Genomic DNA, 14,521 nt, shown 5'->3' with positions numbered 1-14,521 from the left:
ACGCTTAGAAATCAATAGCAGCCGGATTAATTACAGTAGTATCAGCAAAAGGATTTGGTCGACCAATCGGACGGTCCTGTACTTGTGTACTGAAGCTTTTATACGACAGCAGGCGTGGATCATCAAAAAACTCCACTTTCAAATCAATCGCTTTTAACGTATCACCATAGCTAATATATTCTTGTGCATCACGGAGCATAGCCTGCACATCTTGCGTGTTGTTGCCACCAAACGAAACATCTGCATTCTCTTGCTGCATATACAGATAAAATCCAGCAAAGGCAACCGTAATCAAGCCAAGCACTATCACTAAATTTGTAGCAGTCTTTCCCATACTAAATATCTAGCCCATTATCGAATGAATAAGTTACTAGTGTTATATTTGCTCCTAAAAAACCACCGTCCACTCGTGCTACATCGGCAGTCTGTACTTCGAGCGGGTAATTATTCTGCTCTAGCAGACGGAAGAGCTCCTTGATTTGAGCGTACGTTCCTTCGACTTGTAGTGTGAACGAATGCGGAGCTGGCTTGTTTTCGTCTGCTGATTTTGATGTGGACTGGCGCTTGTTATTCTGTCTCTCTTCACCATCAAAAGTAACGTCTTTGTATAAAACCCCAGCCTGAATGGTAGCCAAAAGCAAATCGCGCGAAACTTTGAGTGGATCTAGTGTTTCTGGCAGATATGTCTGTAGACGCTTTTTGTCTACCTCAGAAACGCTATCGACCTGATCAGTAAGTTCAGTAAGACGTGAATTCACCAATAAAACTTCATCGCGCTTTTGCTGGTAAAGTGCGATATCATCTTGAATTGCAGCGATGGTGGTAAACTGGGGTTTAACATAGGTGAACACAATCGCAACTGAAACGATCACCATCCCAATCTGCATAAATAGCCCTTTAGGAATCATATCTCTGTTTCATTAGCATTTCCTTGTAAGATGTCACCCACCTCAACTCCCGCTGGCTCGCTTTCAATTTTTGTTTGCTCTACAGTTGGTGGCGCTGGTGTAAAACTCGACTGCACGGCGCCTGGGACATACGGCACCGCACTGAGCGGCACTCCGAGCTCAGCAGTAAAACTCAAACGCTCACTGCGCGGGTTGCTACCGCCTCCATTTGAAGAATTATCTGATTCATCAGATTTCGCCGAAGCCGCCTGCACATCGCGCACAACAACTGAGGAGACAATTGCGTTGTTTTCAAAAACTTTTCTTTGGAAAATAGTTGAGTCAAATGAATCAGTCTTAACACTGGCCGTAAGTAAGTAGGCCATGTCATTTTCCCTCTCAAAGCCAAGCGTTTCGAGTCGTACCGTATCAATAGTTGCCGCTTCAATTGCTGAAAAGATGGAAGATACCGAGACGCTCATGTCGAGCCGACCATACGCTTGATCCAAATAACGATCAAACTGCTGCAACGCTTCCATATCGGCGCGACTAAACGATGTTATGTCGCTATGTAATTGCGAGATAACAGCATCACGTTCAGACTTAAGATAATTCTCATACAAAAAGACACCCCCAGTCGCAAGTAAAGTAGCAAAAAGCACGACGTAACTAATAATCGTGAAGACATACACCTGCCGAGAGACAGACTTACGCTTGGAACCAAGCGCGGAACCACGCTTAGGAATGAACGAATTATTGGAAGAAGAACCTGGCATACCTTTAATTATACGTACAAATAGAAGAAAAAGAGTTCAGAGCTGTGGAAACACTACTCAAATGATCGCAGCGCAGCGCCAACCGCAACAGTAAACGATGGACCAATCTCTTTCATAGTATCTTCCATAAAGGCTGGATACGCGACACGCGCAAATGGATTTGACAGGATTACCTCTCGACTAAGCGCGTCCTTGAGGTGAGCATCAATACCAGGGAAAAGTGCTCCCCCGCCAGAAAGATAGACGGTACTAATTTTTACACCAGTACGTTGCTCATACTCGCGCAACACCTGATTGAACTCCCGGAAAGCCCGATCGTAACTACTGTTATGTGCGCGCTTCATGTCGGTAAAATTACTCGCTTGTTTGTCGGCTATGTATTTTAACTCCTCGGCGGTTTCAAAATTGATGTTAAGTGTTTCTGAGATTTTTTTGGTAGCTATAGCCCCACCAGCGCGAATACGGTACATGCGCATTAGCAACCCTTTGCGCGTGATGTACAACTTGGCAGAGGTGGCACCAATATCAATGATTGCAAAATCGGACTCATCCGAACTATACAAACTGCGGATTGAACTAAAGCACTCAATCTCTGTTGGTGGGTTTTGAATTCCGACGAACTGCATGAGCACTTTAAAACGCTCAAGGGCAGAATTTTGAATTGCAGCAATTAAAACATTGCGGCGATCTGTCTCATGATTCTCGGCCTCTTTCTTGGTCACTTCAACTTCAGCCCAATCAAGTGTCACTTCACTAAGAGACGCGGGAATGACTTTGCGTGCTTCGACACGAACCATAGAACTTAAATCTGCGTCTGCGTCTGCGTCAATACTGACATTGGTTACAAAACTTGAAGACAATGGCATGGCAAAAACTGCGTTGCGAGCCTTAACGGCAGACTCGCGAATGACGTCAACCAAAGCCTCTTGCTCTTGCTTTGCGTCAAGCGTGACTGAATCCCCAAGTTGTTTTCCAGCATATGGACCAAGTTGTACTTCACCGTATGTTACGAGCGTTACCACTCCCTTGCGCTCCTCAAGCTCAACCACCTTCATTGACGCAGACCCGACATCAATACCTACAACACTGCTCCCAGAACCATCTTTGGACTGAAGCGATGAAAGAATGTTGGTAATAAAGCTCATATAGTATGTATGGATATTCTATCACGCCGAGTACGCTATACTGCTAGATTATGGAACAGTTACTCACAGCTCTGCTTGATTTACTCTTCCCTCCAAGTCAGGCAGAGCTGCTGGTTCGCAATGCTAGTCCTGAGAGCATTCTCGCCGAATACAGACCGTCGCCATTTCTTCACACAATATGTCTCTGCCACTACCACACCCCACTCATTCGAGCGGCCATCACACAGAATAAGTTTCATCACGATAAGAATGCAGCGGCGCATTTGGGCGCACTGCTGTACGCGTGGCACAAGATTCAACCAGCAGACACTGTGTACCTACCCATCCCACTCAGTCGACAGCGAGAACGCGCCCGCGGCTACAATCAAGTCACTGAGATACTAAAAGCGGCCCAGCTACAGTCTGTCACCTATTCTTCTGTACTTAGGCGCACATCACACACCAGCGCCCAATCGACTCTCGACCGCAACGCGCGCTTGAAAAATGTGCATAACGCGTTTGCAGTGCAGACAAGGGAACTCGCCGCGCTGCAAACAAAGAATATTGTCGTTATTGATGACGTGGCAACCACAGGCGCCACACTCCTCGCCGCCAAGCAGGCACTTCTGCCACATGTACCTACCCAAACCAAACTAACCCTGCTTGCATTGGCGCATTAAGCACTGCTTGTAGGCGTGTTTTTATTAAAAAGACCCGATGTTGCGCTGCAACATCGGGTCTTACAATCATCAATCGGAGAAAGGAAACACCACCACTCGATTCCGACCGCTCTGTTTGGCGGCATAAAGTGCAGCGTCCGCTCGGGACAACAACTGGTCAAGCGGCACCTGACAAGCTACCGAGCACAGACCAATGCTAATCGTGATACCCAGCAAATCCTTAATTCCGAAATCAACGTTGGCAATAGCCGTACGGATTTTTTCTGCCACTCGCAAAGCGTCAGTTGCATCGTCGGGCAACAAGACCACAAACTCTTCACCGCCAAAGCGACAGATGAGATCGCTGTCCCGCAACAGCTTACGCAATTGCACCGCAAGTGTGCGCAACACTACATCGCCGGCAGGATGCCCGTAGGTGTCATTAATCTGCTTGAAATGGTCGATATCGATGTAGATTGCAGTCAACGCTGGAATATGCGCCTGCCGCTCGCGATAACGTGCCTGATTTGTCGACGGAGTTGGTAACAACTTCATGAGATACTCCGCCCGCGCTGAGAACAGCCGACGATTACCTAGGCCAGTCAACTGATCCGTGTTAGCGAGCTGAAGTAACACTTCATTTTCTGCCCGCAGCAACACGCACTCACGACGACACATGAGATACGCGCCAGCCAAAATCACTGACACGACACCAAGACCAATCGCAGCGCTTTGCCACACCTCAATTGGCAAGTTCATTATTTCCTCCTAAAAAGAACGTTTTATTGTGAATATTATGTATGTAAATAAGCTTTTTGTCAATGAATCAGGCATGTCTGGTACATCAAAAAGCGGCCATAGGCCGCTTTTGTTTGCTCTCGTGAGCCTGGAACTAAGCCAGTAACTGCTTAGCCGCCTCCCGCTTGGAGACTTTCTTCCCCTTTGTCCGCTGGTGATGCACGAAGCCATTGAGTGTCGCCTGCTGGTGACCCTGCCGACTTTTTTCACGTGCCAGACGCTTCGCTGCAGCTCTCAGCCGACGATTGACACGCGCCTGCTTAACGACCGAAGTCTTTTTTTGTTGACCAGAAGCTTGTTTCTTGCTGGAAGATTTGCGTGTAGACACAAAGAACTCCTTTTTCAGTCATCGACCGATAGTGGCCATCTTGTACCTTACAAAAAATTAATTAATTCGTAAAGGATAGCTAGCCATTAGTCATCCTCAAACTCATCTTCTCTTTCACGCTCATTACGCTCATGTTCGTCGTCATGCTCCTCTCCCTCTTCATCATCCTCAATATCTTCTGCTTCTCCATCATCGTCCCAAACCACATGTTCGTCATTACTGTTGGTCTTTAGATCAATCCGCGTATCTACCAGTGGAACAACCTGATCTTCACGCTCTGCTTCTTGATGAGTAGTAACATTCTCCACGCGTGGCGGTTGCCCACCTGGAGCAAAAGCATCTTTGGGAGGCGGCGGCAGGCCATCACTGACATGTCGTACTCCAAACGCGATTAGATCGTCTCCTTGGAAGTTACCGAACACCATCACCTCATCGCCAATTTCAATAGACTTGTTTGGCGGAAGCTTAGTACGAGACGACAGTTCAACCTCCACCACTCCAGCTCGTTCGGTCACTACTTTAATTTCCGTTTTATCAATCGCCTCTACTGTACCAACCACCATACTACCCGGACGTTCCTTCGTGAGGCCACGATACAGCGGCGCTAGACCGGGAATTTCGTGACGTTCCACAAACGCATTAATGCGCTTATGTACGGTGGTGTACTGAATAAGCGACGACACCGCAATAACAAACAGCACCACTCCGATGAGCGAATAAACCAATGGCTTGCGGTAACTGAATGAATAGTGTGCGACCAAAAAATATAAGATGAGCAAAAAGATACCGACCAATGAAATTAGCATCCACGGCGAGGCAATTACAAAAAAGAATATTCCAGGCAAGCCGAAGCCTGGCGCGAACCAGATACCTGTTTCGTGTAACACGAACAGCACAAAACTCAATAAGTACACAGCAATAAGTGCCACAATAAGCACACTCACCCCAAACAGCACTGCTTTAAGCACAAACTGCCAGCGTGGCACCATATGAACTTCACCGGCCCTGATCTTCTTTATGATGTTGTCTTTAATATCATTCATACGTTATGCAGCATTACTTATAATCTTCTTTAGTTGTGCTCTTGCTCTTGTCATGCGCACTCCCACGGTATTTACCGGCACCTGTAACACGTCACTTATCTCTTGATACGATAGATCTTCGAAGTAATGCAACACAATTACTTCACGATACTTGGGTGCCAGTGTCGCGAGATACTTTTCAAGCTCAGCGCGGACTTCACCATCAAGTGCATCCTGGTCCGCAGTTTCTGGCGCAGCAATGAGCGGCAAAATTGCATCAGCATCAAAGAGGCCAAATCCGTAGCGACTTTTTCGTCTGAGCTCATTCACAAACGCGTTGTGTGCAATGCGATATATCCACGGCGAAAAACGCAGTTCAGTATTAAACGATTGAATATGCTCGTAGGCCTTTATAAAAACGTCTTGCACCAAGTCTTCAATATCCTCTTCGCGAGAGAGAAACTTGCGAGCGTATCGTTTTAATTTTGCTTCATAGCGCGAAACAAGCTCACCAAAAGCGGAAACCTTACCATTTTGTACAGCTTCGGCAATTGCTTCATCACTCAATATTTCATTCATACGCTCTTTGTATATTACACTGAAAACCGATTCGTATTACAAAAAGCGCGGCCCTTCGGGCCGCGCTTTTTCTGGTATAGGTTTTGAGCAAATCCTTCGTGACTCACTCTGACTGACTGCCGACCTAGCTCTCTTGGTCAGGACCGCCACAGGAGCATTTCCGTTTTTATAGTCGAGCGAAGCTCTCCTTAAAAACTAGGTTCATCAAAGTTTCCTTCGCCGCGGTCGCCACGATGACCACCTTTCATGCCGCGTTCTGGGCGTTCAATCCCAAGTTCTGACATGATGGCTGCTGCTGCTTCATCATCCCCTGCTTCACGCAAATCATGAGCTTCTTTGAATTTCTCAAAGTCAGCTTCTGATGTGATTGCGTCAGCAAATGGAGAATCGGCGATTGCCTCTGTAAAAGCGTCATAGTCTCCAGCTTCAAGTGCCGCCTCGACTGCTTCGTGATGAGCTTTTCGCTCCTCATGCATCGCATCGCGGATTTCGTGCATCTTGTCTTCATCAAGTCCAGCATTCTCAAGCACTTGGCGGGCTTCTTCATCGGCCGCCTGTCTAATTTCGTGTGCTTCTTCGAGCGCTGATACCTGATCATCGGTGAGGTCGATATCAAGGTTATGTAACCAATCTGGATTACTATAGGCACTCACCGCAGTTGCAGTCACCAAAAAGGCTGCTGCTGGAATCACTATCTGTTTTATCATTCGGTTTTCTATTTCAACTACGTAATAAGGTTGCCTTTGCAAAGTGCGAAGCAGGACTCTTGCCTGCTCACTTATTACTACACGAGAAAGCACTGTTTCTTACACTACCCCTTGGTGAATGTTTCTACCGCCTTAATGATGGCGCGCATCTTCTTGCCGCGCGGAGTTAGTTTGTATTCCACTCGCGGTGGCGCTTCGGCGTACTCATGACGTACAACCAGCTCTTCATCCTCTGCTTTGTGAAGTTTCTGCGTAAGCGTTCGACGACTAATGCCATGGAGTGATTCCGCCAATTCATTGAAACGCTTTGGTCCGTCGAGAAGTGAGCGGACTATAAGTAATAACCAAAAATCTCCAACGATTTTGGCCGTATTGCTAACGGGGCACTCGCTACAAATCTGTGGCTTTTTCTTCATGACGACATACTACCACCTTTTACACATTTTTAAAGGTTTACTTTGTATACTTTCATTGCTACACTCTAATGGTTTATTTTGTAAATTATTAAAATCATTATGCACATTATTGATGCGCTCAAGTGGCGCTACGCCACCCAGAAGTTTGATACCAACAAAGACATTCCAGAAGAGACACTTACCGAGATTCTCACCGCAGGCAATCTTGCGGCTACTGCCTACGGTCTCCAGCCGTTTGAAATGATGGTGGTGAAAGACCGAGTCATAAAAGAAAGACTCATCCCCGCCAGCTACGGACAGGAGCACGCAGGATACAACAGTGCTCTTATTGTGTTTGCAACTCGTACCGATATAGATGAAGCGTTTATTGGTGAATACGTCGACCGTCTTGCTGACGCTCGTCAGCTCCCAGCTGATGTAGCAGAAGGTATTAAAAACACCATGAATGGCGATTTGGGTAATCGCACTCCAGAAAACCGTGCCCACTGGGCAGCCAATCAAGCTTTTATTGCACTTGGTACCGTGATGGCCGCTGCGTCTGAGGCGGAGGTAGACAACCATGCCATGCTCGGCTTCGATCCAGACCAATATGATGAGATTCTTGGCCTGAAGGAATACAACCTTCACGCCACGGTAATCCTCGCACTTGGCTACCGTGCACCCGATGACGCTTGGCAACACTATCCGAAAGTGCGCAAAGATTTGGAGGATATTGTAAAAAAAATCTAGCGGTGTAACACTTAATAAAATCAGCCGGCGCGGACTTCGTCCGCGCCGGCTGATTTTATTGCCACCGCCACCTCAAATTGACAACACCCTTTTCGCGAGTAGACTATCTGGCGGATTTATAGTTTTTTGTCACACTACTTTTTCTACAAGGAGAAGCACCATGTCGTAACGCATCCTCAATACCATTGCTGAAGTCATGGCAGTAGCCGCAGCCAAGCTGCAAAAGAATGGCTCAAAACAGTCAGTTTGCTACCTGCCGGGCAACACCGCCGTCATCACTGACGTCGAGCGCTGGATTTTCGACAATGCTCAACAAATCAAGGGCACACAAGTCTTTCAACTTCTCTCGCTCGGCAAGGCAAACGACTGGGCTAAAGCAGTTGCTGGTGGCGTAACACCAGTCACCGCTTTTATCGGCCCGGGCGTCCGCGCTCTGGTGAACGCTGGACTCGCCAAGAATATCCGCTGCAACCTCTCGCAGGTACATCGACTGTATGACGGTGCCTGGCGACCCGATGTCGCCTTTGCACATGTATCTCTGCCGGACGAAGCGGGGCGAGTTACTCTCGGTCTCAACGCTGGACTCGACGACGCAGCTGTCAAAGCTGCTCGATTCAAGATTGCCGTCGTCAATGCGCAAATGCCGCGCTGGCATATCGGGCAGTACTTTGATCCCGAAACAAACCAGCACTACGAGAGCGGCTGCCCAATGTATCTACGTGACTTTGATGTTGTTGTTCACATTGACCAACCCCTTCTCGAACATACCATGATACCCAAAGCTGAGGCAGCTTTGTCAGCTCAGAAAATTGCTGAACATATCATGGGAGAGCTCGAAAAAGACATTCTTCCAAACGGTACGCTTCCCCACATACTGCAGCTTGGCATTGGTGCAATTCCAAATGCCATTGCCGCTCAGTTGGCGGCACAAAATCGGTGCATCGAAGGCGTGTGGTCAGAGATGTTCTCTGACGGAGTTTTGGACCTGTACCGAAAAGGACTCATCAAACGCGCTGGCGGCACCAATCTGCGCGACCATGCTGTTGTCGGCTTTGTGCTTGGCAGTCGAGATCTCTACGACACCATGCACGAAAATCCGCACTTCCTGGTCTTGCCACAGCAATTCGTCAATGATCCTGGACTCATCAAACAGAACCGGCACATGGTCAGTGTAAACACCACACTGGCAGTCAGTCTGGCTGGTGAAGTAGCAGCTGCCACCCGGCAGCGACACTACTACTCAGACGTCGGCGGACAGAACGACTTTGCGCTTGGTGCTACCTGGGCCGAAGGCGGTCTGTCATTCATTGCACTGCCGAGCACTGCAAAAAGTGGCGACGCGGTGATCAGCAAGATTGTGCCAACTCTCCCTGAAGGAGCGCATCACACCATCAGTGCCGATTTGCCGGTCGTCATCGTTACGGAGTATGGCCTGGCCGATCTGCGCATGGTCGATGATCGAACTCGGGTGTCGCGAATGTTGCAGATTGTGCACCCTGATTTGCGCACGCAAATTGCCAAACACGTCAGAACGCTGCCGGCTATGCAAGGAGTTGATTCCATCACTCCCCGCTTGGTCACGCTGCGCAACGACAGCGAAGCAATCGTGCGTCCAGCCACCCACGAAGATATCGAGCTCATCCGGGAGTACATTCCGCATCTTTCTAAAGGAGATCGTGAAACGCGATACTTTTCGTGTATGCCTGTCGAAACCCTGACAGCCTCAAGTCGGCTGATTAAGTTGTACGACAGCACCTTGGATTACAACCATCACGGCGTATTCGTCATGGAGCAAGGAGGTTACATCATCGGCATCGCTCACGCCTTCCAGACCAGTGAGGGCTCATACGAAGTGTCATTCTCGCGCCACAGCGAACTGCAAGGCCTGGGCATCGGTACGCACCTCATGGAAGCCCTGGTGGACTGGGCACGCGCTAAGGGTGTGAAGGAACTGCACGCGATTACCTTTGCCAGCAAAAACCCACGCATGCGCTCACTCTTTGACCGCTACAATTTCGTATCGGAAACAGACCCCGATGATTACACCACAGTGATCTATCGGGGTGCCGTGCCCGAAATTCGTTCGCAGCCTAACCTGTAAGGAGAAGTAGCATCAGTGCCTGGACGCTTACGTCCAGGCACTTTTTATTTGGGCACTGGCAATGAAAAAGCCCGGAAAGCTTCGCTTTCCGGGCGGTTTCGTTACTCTCTGCCCTACTCTTCACCATACCTTCCCTACAAACCTTTCACTAAAGCAATCCGCTCATGTAACATTTGTTCAAAGCTAGCATCACCAGTTTGAGACCACTGCCACGCGGCCCAAATTGCATCATTGGTTCGAATTGCTTTCTCACTAGCATTCATACTAAAAATTAAAGAATCCGTACTTCTATTGAGATACTTCGCACATCTTTCAACAAAATATTCCAACTGCCTTGAATCAAAACCGCTGTGAATTTTAATATATGCCAGATCATTAAAGTCAGAAATTACCGTATGTTCAAAATCGTAAAAGTACATTTCGTCGCCTGGGCCAATAATCAGACTTGACTGCACATCGCCCCAGGAAAATCCCAGCTCAGCAGTTACACTTTGATTTTCAAAATATTCCAAATTTTCGTTTAAAGAGCCTTCTAGCCAAGCCGCAGACTCTCCCGAAAACCCATACCGCTTAGCTTCAGCTAAGCGCTCAAACCCATATTTTTGCAGGAGAGAGATTGGGTCTTCTTGCTTATATTTTCTTAGATTGTTTTTTGTACAAAAGACATAGAAGTCTGGCACGCTAAGATGAAACAGACTGGCCAACTGCCTAGCAAATTGATCGACTTGCTCATTGGTAAAATCTTTTAACAGAGTAAGCTTTCCGGGCAGAAAACTCTCAATGAGATAGTTGTCTCTCGAATCAAAATACAGTGCCTTGGGACAAAATACTACACCACACTCATTGTAGTACTTTAAAAATATGTATTCACGCTCTAGCGAATCACGGAATTGCGGTTCATCACTCTTCTTAAGACGAAGCACGTACTGTAAATCACCCTCTTGTATCAGATAGTTTTCATTCCCAAAGCCTCCAGCCAAAAATGATACCTTCGGATCTTTCACTAATGACGACCGAATTGCAAATTCAGCAATCATTTCCTGTTTATTCATTACCGCAGTATAACAAACCATCCATCGTCTGTTGTTAGGTATTTAGTGCACGTTAGTTTTAACGAAATATCGCCGAGCCAGCGTCGTCCTTCAGTTCAAAAACGAGCTCTCCTCTTGATGTAAAAAAATATGATTGAGTTTTTGATAACATTTCTGCAAATTCCTGCTCTTGCGATTCTGCACAAAACATTCTGGTCATCGCCATTGGACCAAACGTAATTTCATTCTCATGGAGTTCGTAGGTACCATGCATAGAATTACAATCAGTTGTAGCTGAAATTGTCCCCTCTTCTGTAAAAGCAAGAGTAAACGCTTCTGCTTGGTTTGGAGTAAACTCAGTATCATTGTTGTACTGAGTTTTAACCCATGTCCATATCTGCATATTAAGCGTCATCACATTTGGATCAGCATCTCCTTCGAAATCTTGTACAACCTCACCAAAAGTCATTGAGTCTATATCTAGTTTCAACCAAACACTTTTACCAACAGACGGTTGTTCAGACATCGGCCGGCCGTCTTCTCTGTCGGCATAATTAACCACTATCACATTCTTATGATTTATGTTTCTGCTTACTTCAGTGGACTGCGGCGCTATTCGATCCCCCAAAAAGTATCCACGAGATCCGACCCACCCGTCTTTAGTATTGAGCGCCGCAACAACGTAGAAAAATGTTCCCGTACCACCTGTTTCTTGAGTGAGTAAAAATACAGCATCTGTACGACCATCGTTGTTGAGATCAGTTTGTACTTCGTTACCAAAATACCGCGTGATGATTTTAGTTGTCGAATCAGGTGCTACTTCTGCTTCAGATACACCATCAACCAGAGTCACCGTTTCACCATCTAGCGTGTAGGCGGCGTTCTTCGGGCCAGCAACATCAATTGACGACCCTGAAAACGGGTGCGGACAAACAACAGCACAACTATTTGCAATACATACCGAGTCGTATGGACAATTCGACTGTATTGCATAGGCTGCTGGAGTTTCGCAATCGTTATCAGATTGACAACTTTGACCTAACACTTCAACCACTTCAAAAGCATCAGTTGTTTCAATCTGATTACCATCAACATCATACCCAGGCAAAGAAGCTAAGTAGTTAAACTTATACATACCTGCCAGAGCAATGAATAACACTACAACGGCACAGGCCACTGACATTATTAAAAGAATCTTTTTCATAGTGTAATTATAACGCAAAACCAGCACGAGACATCTGTCTCGTGTTGGTCTCGAGCAAGAACCGTATGGTACCGAGCCCTGCTTGACCGATTAACTACTTTTCAGTTTCAGGTTCGATAGTGTCTCGAGCGCTTTCGCTTTTTCTTTTCCAATCAATCATCAAACCCATGGCCATCATGACCACAAAAGTTCCAACTGACCAATACAGCCATTCATTCAAAACGAATTCCCAACTATTAATTGAAACATGTAGCCAAGCACCGAGTAGCAACGCATTAATAGCGTGACCTGTAATTGCTATACAGACTCTAAGTTTCGGATTGTGATTTTCAAACTTTAGAACTATTTTTCTCCAACAGTGGTATGTGACTGCCACTAAAAATGCAGTGATTCCAAATTGTACAGTTTCAATGAAATCAAAAATTACTTCCCGATATAGTGAATAGGCATATATCCACATATTACTAATGAAATATGCAATTGTTAGTCCAATTACAATTGATATTGTTTCATCAAAATTAAAACTATCCTTATCCTTCGTACTATCAATTTCGTAGAGTCTTGATAACTTATGCAAGTTTACAAATAGTAACCCTGTTGAAATTGTTACTATCAGTAGCCAAATTAGTTGAATCTTTTTCAATGCCTCTGCAGCCTCCTCAATCTCAGGAATTGGTATCGAAAGAAAAAGTGCTCCCACACCAATAAGTATTCCAACTAACTGGAGTTGATGTTTGTTTTGTTCCCAAAATTTCTTCAACATAAGCACTTCGTGCCAGCTCTAAACGGCGGGCCACTCGGGTTAAGTACCCCACGCTGTAGACCCCATAAGGGTATTTTAGCGACTGGTCGTCAGATTTTCTGATGTCTACGGGTCGGGGTCTCCAAATGCCAAACAATGCCAATTATAGAGCACTTTCGCTTTTCACATTAGAATACTGAAAAATGCTATCATCTCTTTATGAATAGCTTGTTAAATAAGGAGAAACTACTGTTCGACACTCTATACAGTAAGGTTTTAGATCGGAGTTTCGTGATTGCTTTTCAGGACTATATTGGCTTTTTAGCTGAACATGGCACAGACCTACTTCTCCACTTAGGTACCGATATCATTGCACGCAAGCAAAGGCTGGAAACCTTAGAAAAACAACGGGATGAGCTACTGAAAGAAATCATCAAAATTCAAAGTAAGTTCAACAAGATTGCAGACAAACTAGATGTTAAGGAAGATCCTGTAATTGCATCGAGCATAGAAGATCTTGATAGTTTACTAGATGGCTCTACCACAGTCATTGGCGGTAATCGTTTTGATACGATGCAAAGTGAGATCTTTGATTTTGTAAGAAGGCTGATCGAACTAGAATATTATGATGAGGCTAATGAATTTCTTGATCAAAAGATAGAATCGACAAACCAACTAAGCGATAAGAAAATTACCGTAACGAAAAATATAAAAGCGTACCTGGGAGCTGAGGAAGTCTTCATGCGTCAAGATATCAGTGACTATGCTGGAGCACTCACTCGTTTAACAGAGGGGTATCAAGAAATGATCTATTTCAGCAATAACAGTATCAGTTTCGATGCAACGACGAAAAATTTTATGGGTAAATTACTTGAGAATAGTCGGCATAAGGAATACGCAAAACTCATGTCAGGCGATATTCGATCTAGTGATTACTTTGGTCGTCGACGATTCCATAGTGATTTGGAGCGCATTCACAACTCAATCATTATGAATAATGACGAGGATGACACCAAAGAGACTGTTGCGAACAGTATCTTTTATCTTAAGGATGGCAACATTTATCATCACAGCAAATCAGAAAAACTCACATACAAACTACGAGGCGAAGGTGACCCAATGTACATCAAACTGTTTAAAAACATTCTCAAGTACATGCCAGCAAATCAAGAGAAGATATCAATTAAAAAGTTCAAAGAGCTACTACCGCCTGACGAACGATCATCTGACAAGTATCGATCTAATGTCGGCAAGAGTGCTAAGTCATTTCATAACTTCTTAAAGGATAATGGGGTCGATAATCTGCGACCCGACACTAGAGAGATGGTGCTCGAAGCCACTGACGACTACATCACTTTTAGAAATAACCTGTAGCTGAGCAAACCAGCGTAAACAAGTCTGTGGATTAACAAAAAACG

General features: G+C 45.8%; 17 protein-coding genes. 4 read left to right on the top strand and 13 right to left on the bottom strand.

All coding sequences use genetic code 11. The features are described from left to right. Positions 1-4: 4 nt before the first annotated feature. The 4 genes from H6780_02845 to pilM are packed head-to-tail and all read right to left on the bottom strand — an operon-like array spanning position 5 to position 2,808. The gene (locus H6780_02845; protein USN88412.1) at positions 5-334 is read right to left on the bottom strand and encodes a hypothetical protein; all 330 of its coding nucleotides are present in this window, start codon (positions 332-334) and stop codon (positions 5-7) included. 1 nt (position 335) lies between these two features. Next, complete coding sequence (locus H6780_02840; GenBank protein USN88411.1) at positions 336-908, bottom strand: hypothetical protein; 573 nt, start codon at positions 906-908, stop codon at positions 336-338. Beyond that, positions 905-1,663, bottom strand: coding sequence for a hypothetical protein (locus H6780_02835; GenBank protein USN88410.1), 759 nt, complete (start codon positions 1,661-1,663; stop codon positions 905-907). The genes H6780_02840 and H6780_02835 overlap by 4 nt, the downstream gene beginning before the upstream one ends. A 53-nt stretch (positions 1,664-1,716) precedes the next feature. Further along, positions 1,717-2,808, bottom strand: a complete 1,092-nt coding sequence (gene pilM / locus H6780_02830) for a type IV pilus assembly protein PilM (GenBank protein ID USN88409.1) — start codon at positions 2,806-2,808, stop codon at positions 1,717-1,719. Between the two features lie 50 nt (positions 2,809-2,858). Here pilM and H6780_02825 point away from each other — a divergent pair, with 50 nt between their 5' ends. Continuing rightward, positions 2,859-3,467, top strand: coding sequence for a ComF family protein (locus tag H6780_02825; GenBank protein ID USN88408.1), 609 nt, complete (start codon positions 2,859-2,861; stop codon positions 3,465-3,467). 69 nt (positions 3,468-3,536) lie between these two features. Here H6780_02825 and H6780_02820 read toward each other — a convergent pair whose 3' ends face one another. The 6 genes from H6780_02820 to H6780_02795 all read right to left on the bottom strand — a co-directional run bounded on the left by H6780_02820 (position 3,537) and on the right by H6780_02795 (position 7,296). Then, the gene (locus H6780_02820) at positions 3,537-4,205 is read right to left on the bottom strand and encodes a GGDEF domain-containing protein (protein USN88407.1); all 669 of its coding nucleotides are present in this window, start codon (positions 4,203-4,205) and stop codon (positions 3,537-3,539) included. A 133-nt stretch (positions 4,206-4,338) separates the two neighbouring features. Further along, a complete protein-coding gene (locus H6780_02815) occupies positions 4,339-4,572 on the bottom strand; it encodes a hypothetical protein (GenBank protein ID USN88406.1) in 234 nt (77 codons plus the stop codon). Between the two features lie 86 nt (positions 4,573-4,658). Continuing rightward, positions 4,659-5,615 carry a hypothetical protein gene (locus H6780_02810; GenBank protein USN88405.1) on the bottom strand — a complete coding sequence of 319 codons (957 nt, stop codon included), beginning with the start codon at positions 5,613-5,615 and terminating at the stop codon, positions 4,659-4,661. A 3-nt stretch (positions 5,616-5,618) separates the two neighbouring features. Continuing rightward, on the bottom strand, positions 5,619-6,173 hold the full coding sequence (locus tag H6780_02805) for an RNA polymerase sigma factor (GenBank protein USN88404.1): 555 nt from the start codon (positions 6,171-6,173) through the stop codon (positions 5,619-5,621). Positions 6,174-6,361: 188 nt separating this feature from the next. Further along, positions 6,362-6,880 (bottom strand): hypothetical protein, encoded by a 519-nt coding sequence (locus tag H6780_02800; protein ID USN88403.1) that lies wholly within the window; start codon positions 6,878-6,880, stop codon positions 6,362-6,364. Between the two features lie 104 nt (positions 6,881-6,984). Continuing rightward, positions 6,985-7,296, bottom strand: coding sequence for a helix-turn-helix transcriptional regulator (locus H6780_02795; protein ID USN88402.1), 312 nt, complete (start codon positions 7,294-7,296; stop codon positions 6,985-6,987). 99 nt (positions 7,297-7,395) lie between these two features. Between H6780_02795 and H6780_02790 the strand changes: the two genes are divergently transcribed. Both H6780_02790 and H6780_02785 read left to right on the top strand, forming a co-directional pair. Next, entirely contained in the window at positions 7,396-8,025 is a 630-nt protein-coding gene (locus tag H6780_02790) for an NAD(P)H-dependent oxidoreductase (GenBank protein USN88401.1), read from the top strand. A 196-nt stretch (positions 8,026-8,221) separates the two neighbouring features. Further along, positions 8,222-10,126, top strand: a complete 1,905-nt coding sequence (locus H6780_02785) for a GNAT family N-acetyltransferase (protein ID USN88400.1) — start codon at positions 8,222-8,224, stop codon at positions 10,124-10,126. 134 nt (positions 10,127-10,260) lie between these two features. On the opposite strand, the gene H6780_02780 is transcribed toward H6780_02785, so the two are convergent. The 3 genes from H6780_02780 to H6780_02770 all read right to left on the bottom strand — a co-directional run bounded on the left by H6780_02780 (position 10,261) and on the right by H6780_02770 (position 13,124). Continuing rightward, positions 10,261-11,178, bottom strand: a complete 918-nt coding sequence (locus H6780_02780) for an aminoglycoside phosphotransferase family protein (protein ID USN88399.1) — start codon at positions 11,176-11,178, stop codon at positions 10,261-10,263. Positions 11,179-11,236: 58 nt separating this feature from the next. Next, complete coding sequence (locus H6780_02775; GenBank protein ID USN88398.1) at positions 11,237-12,361, bottom strand: META domain-containing protein; 1,125 nt, start codon at positions 12,359-12,361, stop codon at positions 11,237-11,239. Positions 12,362-12,455: 94 nt separating this feature from the next. After that, entirely contained in the window at positions 12,456-13,124 is a 669-nt protein-coding gene (locus H6780_02770) for a hypothetical protein (protein ID USN88397.1), read from the bottom strand. Between the two features lie 198 nt (positions 13,125-13,322). Between H6780_02770 and H6780_02765 the strand changes: the two genes are divergently transcribed. Then, positions 13,323-14,477, top strand: coding sequence for a hypothetical protein (locus tag H6780_02765; protein ID USN88396.1), 1,155 nt, complete (start codon positions 13,323-13,325; stop codon positions 14,475-14,477). Positions 14,478-14,521 lie beyond the last annotated feature (44 nt).

The organism is Candidatus Nomurabacteria bacterium (assembly GCA_023898565.1).
Lineage (GTDB): Bacteria > Patescibacteriota > Minisyncoccia > Phycocordibacterales > UBA918 > OLB19.
The sequence above is the reverse complement of the archived record's forward strand: the minus strand, read 5'-3'. Positions and strand labels throughout refer to the sequence as shown.